General features: G+C 72.5%; 4 protein-coding genes. All 4 read left to right on the top strand.

Features of this window, described 5'->3' with window-relative positions; translation table 11 throughout:
* Positions 1 to 264 (top strand): TrmH family RNA methyltransferase (locus tag ABD151_RS06235; protein WP_343992422.1); only part of this gene is annotated, 264 nt, incomplete at its 5' end.
* A gap of 9 nt (positions 265 to 273) precedes the next feature.
* Positions 274 to 1,281 (top strand): sensor histidine kinase, encoded by a 1,008-nt coding sequence (locus ABD151_RS06230; protein WP_343992420.1) that lies wholly within the window; start codon positions 274 to 276, stop codon positions 1,279 to 1,281.
* A gap of 84 nt (positions 1,282 to 1,365) precedes the next feature.
* Positions 1,366 to 2,463 carry a phenylalanine--tRNA ligase subunit alpha gene (pheS, locus tag ABD151_RS06225; protein WP_343992418.1) on the top strand — a complete coding sequence of 366 codons (1,098 nt, stop codon included), beginning with the start codon at positions 1,366 to 1,368 and terminating at the stop codon, positions 2,461 to 2,463.
* A gap of 13 nt (positions 2,464 to 2,476) precedes the next feature.
* Complete coding sequence (gene pheT / locus ABD151_RS06220) at positions 2,477 to 4,969, top strand: phenylalanine--tRNA ligase subunit beta (RefSeq protein ID WP_343992416.1); 2,493 nt, start codon at positions 2,477 to 2,479, stop codon at positions 4,967 to 4,969.
* Positions 4,970 to 5,075: the final 106 nt, after the last annotated feature.

The raw sequence follows: 5,075 nt of genomic DNA, 5'->3' as shown, positions 1-5,075 counted from the left end.
CACGCCGCCGGGCTGCAGGTGCTGGCCGCCGACGGCGCGGGCGAGGTGGACCTCGACGAGGCCGCGGACACGGGCCTGCTGACGGCGCCCACCGCCTGGCTCTTCGGCAACGAGGCCTGGGGCCTGCCCGACGAGCTGGCCGCCCTGGCCGACCACCGGGTGCGCATCCCCATCCACGGGCGCGCCGAGAGCCTCAACCTCGCGACTGCCGCCGCGCTGTGCCTCTACGCCAGTGCGCGCGCACAACGGCCGACTTCTCGCTAGGTTTCTCCTGTGATCGACCTCCTCCCTGACGGTGTGGTGGTCAGCGACGGTGACGGCATCGTCGTGGCCATCAACAGTGCCGCCGCCACCATGCTGGGCGGCGGTGAGGTCGGTGGGTCGCTGGCCGCGACGCTCTGCCTGCAGGACCACGACGGCCGGAGCTGGGTCGGCTACAACCGGCCCTTCGACGGCCTCAACATCCGCAGCGGCGTTCCGGAGCAGGCCTGGCTGCTGCCCGACGGCCAGGAGGTCCTGGTCGACGCCCGGATCACCCGGGTCGCGCCGGGCGGCGCGATCAGCCACGTCGGCATCGTGCTGCGCTCGGGGCGCGGCCGGGCCCGCCTCGATCGTGAGCGCTCCGACCTGGTGGCCACCGTCGCGCACGAGCTGCGCTCCCCGCTGACCGGCGTCAAGGGCTTCGTGCAGGCGCTGCTGAACAAGTGGGACAAGCTCAACGACGACCAGAAGAAGCTGATGCTGACCACGGTCCACTCCGACAGCGACCGGCTGGCGCGGTTGATCGCGGAGCTGCTCGACGTGGCCCGGATCGACACCGGCCGGCTCGCCCTCTACCCGCGTGCCAGCGACCTGGGCCGGCTGGTGGAGCGGGCTGCGGACACCGTGCGGGCCGGCACCGCGCGCTCCATCGCGGTCAGCCTCGAGCCCGGGCTGGGCGAGGTGGTGCTCGATCCCGACAAGGTCACCCAGATCCTGGTCAACCTGATCGAGAACGGCGTCCGGCACGGCGACGGCGAGGTCCGGGTGGGCGTCTTCGCGATCCCCGGCGCGCGGGTCCGGATCGAGGTCGAGGACGACGGGGACGGCGTCGCCCCCCAGATCCGGGGCCGGGTCTTCACCAAGTTCTGGAAGCACGGCGAGCGCGGCGGCTCCGGCCTGGGCCTCTACATCGTCGGCGGCCTGGTCCGTGCGCACGGCGGCACGGTGAGCGTGGGGGAGTCGTCGTCGGGCGGTGCCCTGGTCCGGATCGACCTGCCGGTGCACGGCAGTGCCGGGTAACCGGTTGGCCGCACCGGGCGCGGGGTTCCTAAACTAGCCCGGTGGGCGCGTCCGCGCCCCGTTTGTCGATTCGTGAAGGCAGTCATGTCGGGACCTAACACCGATTACGACCCCGTCGAGGTCACGCCGCTGCGTGCCGACGAGGTCGAGGCCATGCGCGACGCCGCCCTCGCGGCGATCGCCGCCGCCGGCGACCTCGCCGAGCTCAAGCAGGTCCGGCTGGACCACGCGGGCGACCGTTCGCCGCTGGCGCTGGCCAACCGGGAGATCGGTGCGCTGCCGCCGCAGGCCCGCAAGGAGGCCGGTGCCCGCGTGGGCCAGGCCCGCGGCGCGGTGAACAAGGCGCTCGGCGAGCGCACGGTGGTGCTCGAGGCCGAGCACGAGGAGCGGATGCTGGTCACCGAGACGGTCGACGTCACGCTGCCCACCGAGCGCCGCCGGCACGGCTCGCGGCACCCGATCACACTGCAGTCCGAGACGATCGCCGACGTCTTCGTGGCGATGGGCTGGGAGATCGCCGAGGGGCCCATGGTCGAGGCCGAGTGGCTGAACTTCGACGCCCTCAACCTCGGACCGGATCACCCGGCTCGGACCATGCAGGACACCTTCTGGACCACCCCGGCCGAGAACCACGTGGTGCTGCGCACGCACACCTCGCCGGTGCAGGCCCGCACCATGCTCACCCGCAAGCCGCCGATCTACGTGGCCTGCCCCGGGCGGGTCTTCCGCACCGACGAGTACGACGCCACGCACAGCCCGATGTTCCACCAGGTCGAGGGCCTGGTCGTCGACGAGGGCATCACCATGGCGCACCTCAAGGGCTCGCTCGACCACCTCGCCTCCCAGCTCTACGGCGACGGGATCGTGACCCGGTTCCGGCCCTCCTACTTCCCGTTCACCGAGCCGAGCGCCGAGGTGGACCTGCTCTGCTTCGTGTGCCGCAACGAGAGCCCCGAGTCCTGCCGCACCTGCCGCGGCGAGGGCTGGATCGAGTGGGGCGGCTGTGGCGTGGTGAACCCCCGGGTGCTGATCGCCGCCGGCATCGACCCCGAGGTCTACTCCGGCTTCGCCTTCGGCTTCGGCATCGACCGGACCTTCATGTTCCGGCACAACCTGAACGACCTGCGCCCGCTCTTCGAGGGCGACGTGCGGTTCAGCTCCGCATTCGGCACCGAGATCTGAGAGGAGAGAGACCATGAAGGCACCGCTCTCCTGGATCAAGGAGTACGTGGACGTCCCCGCGGACGTCACCACCGAGGAGCTCACCCGTCGGCTCACGATGACGGGTCTCAAGCTGGAGGCGATCACCAGCCCGGGCGCGGAGATCACCGGCCCGCTGGTGATCGGCAAGGTCCTCACCCAGGACAAGGAGCCGCAGAAGAACGGCAAGGTGATCAACTGGTGCACCGTCGACGTCGGCGACGCCAACGGCACCGGTGAGCCGCAGGGCATCATCTGCGGCGCCCACAACTTCGGCCCCGGCGACCACGTCGTCGTGGTGCTGCCCGGCGGCGTGCTGCCCGGCGGCTTCGCGATCTCCGAGCGCAAGACCTACGGCCACCTCTCGGCCGGGATGATCTGCTCGGCCGCCGAGCTGGGCCTGGGCGGCACCGCCTGGGAGAACGACGGGATCATCGTGCTCCCCGCCGACGCCGGCGCCCCGGGCACCGACGTCCGCGCCCTGCTCGGGCTCGACGAGGAGATCATCGAGTTCGAGATCAACCCCGACCGCGCCTACGCGCTCAGCCTGCGCGGCATCGCCCGCGAGGTGCTGGTCTCGGTGGAGGGCGCCAGCAACTTCCGTGACCCGGCCCAGCGGGCGACCCCGGCCGCCGACGACGCCGGCCACCCGGTGCGCGTCGAGGACGCCGACGGCTGCCCGGTCTTCGTGGCCCGCACCGTCACCGGCTTCGACCCGAGCGCGCCCACTCCGGGCTTCATCGCCGAGCGGATCACCGCGGCTGGGATGCGCTCGGTCTCGCTGGCCGTCGACATCACCAACTACGTGATGCTGGAGACAGGCCGGCCGATCCACGGCTACGACGCCGCCAAGGTGCAGGGCACGCTGGTCGTGCGCCGTGCGGCGGCGGGCGAGCGGCTGACCACCCTCGACGGCGTCAAGCGTGAGCTGAGCGTGGAGGACCTGGTCGTCGTCGACGACTCCGGGATCATCGGGCTGGGCGGCGTGATGGGAGGCGAGACCACCGAGATCGGTGACTCCACCACCTCGATCCTGGTCGAGGCCGCGCACTGGGACGCCGTCTCGATGTTCCGCACCGGCAAGCGCCACAAGATCTCCTCGGAGGCCGGCAAGCGCAACGAGCGCGGCGTCGACCCGACGATCTGCGAGGCTGCGGCCGACCGTGTCGTGGAGCTCCTGGTCGCGCACGGCGGCGCCAGCGCCGAGCCGGGCGTCACCGTGGTCGGCACCGCCCCCGCGATGCCGACCATCACCGTGGCCGGCGACAAGGCGGCCCGCGTCTCCGGGATGGAGATCTCCGAGGAGACCGCTGTCGAGGCACTGCGCGCCGTCGGCTGCGAGGTCACCGGCAGCGGCACCCTGAGCGTCACCCCGCCGCCGTGGCGCCCCGACCTCACCGACCCCCAGGACACCACCGAAGAGGTGATCCGCCTGGTCGGCTACGACCGGGTGCCGTCGGTGCTGCCGATCCCGCCGGCGGGGGGCGGCCTGACCTTCGCCCAGCAGCTGCGTCGTCGCTTCGGGCGCGCGGTGGCCGCGGAGGGCTTCGTCGAGGTGATCACCTTCCCGTTCGTCGGGGAGGCCGACTTCGACCTGCTCGGCATCGGGGCCGACGACGAGCGTCGCAACGCGCTGCGCCTGGAGAACCCGCTCAGCAGCGAGGCACCGCTGATGACGACGACCGTGCTGCCGGGGCTGCTGCGCACGGCCGCGCGCAACGTCGGCTACGGCAACGCCTCCTTCGGCCTCTTCGAGACCACCACCGTCACCCTGCCCACCGGCGGTGCGGCACCGATCCTGCCGGTCGACCGGCGTCCGAGCGAGGACGAGCTCGCGGCACTCAACGCCGCGATCCCGCACCAGCCGCTGCGGCTGGCCCTGGTCGCGGTCGGCGAGGCCGACCTGTCGGGCTGGTGGGGCGAGGGTCGGACGGTCACCTGGGCCGACGCCGTGGACGCGGTCCGCGCCGTCGCCGACTCGGTGGGCCTGCGGGTGAGCGCCCGCGGCGTCGAGTACGCGCCGTGGCACCCCGGCCGCTGTGCCGAGCTCAGCGTGGACGGGGCGGTGATCGGCCACGCCGGCGAGCTGCACCCGAAGGTCTGCACGGCGCTCGGCCTGCCCCGGGGCAGCGTCGCTGCCGAGGTCGACCTCGACGTGCTGATCGAGCACGCGATCCTGCTGCGCCCGGCCGCCATGGTCTCCACCCAGCCGGTCGCCAAGGAGGACGTCGCCCTCATCGTCGACGCCGCCACCCCGGCGATCGCGGTCGAGGAGGCGCTGCGCGAGGGCGCGGGCGAGCTGCTGGAGTCGATCCGGCTCTTCGACGTGTTCACCGGTGAGCAGGTCGGCGAGGGCAAGAAGTCGCTGGCGTTCGCGCTGCGCTTCCGGGCCTTCGACCGCACCCTGAAGGAGGGCGAGTCGGGCGCGGCCCGCGACGCTGCGGTCGCCCTGGCGACCGAGCGCACGGGAGCCGTGCAGCGCGCCTGATCAGTTCAGCGGTTGGGAGACGACGGCCCGGAAGCGCTTGAGGGCATCGGCATCGCCGGTGAGCGAGAGCGCTGAGGAGTCGGCGCGCTGCCACAGCCAGGCATCG

Origin of the sequence: Nocardioides dubius (genome assembly GCF_039528155.1) — a bacterium.
GTDB classification, from domain to species: domain Bacteria; phylum Actinomycetota; class Actinomycetes; order Propionibacteriales; family Nocardioidaceae; genus Nocardioides; species Nocardioides dubius.
Note: the sequence above shows the minus strand (reverse complement) of the source record. Positions and strands in the feature narration are given on the sequence as shown.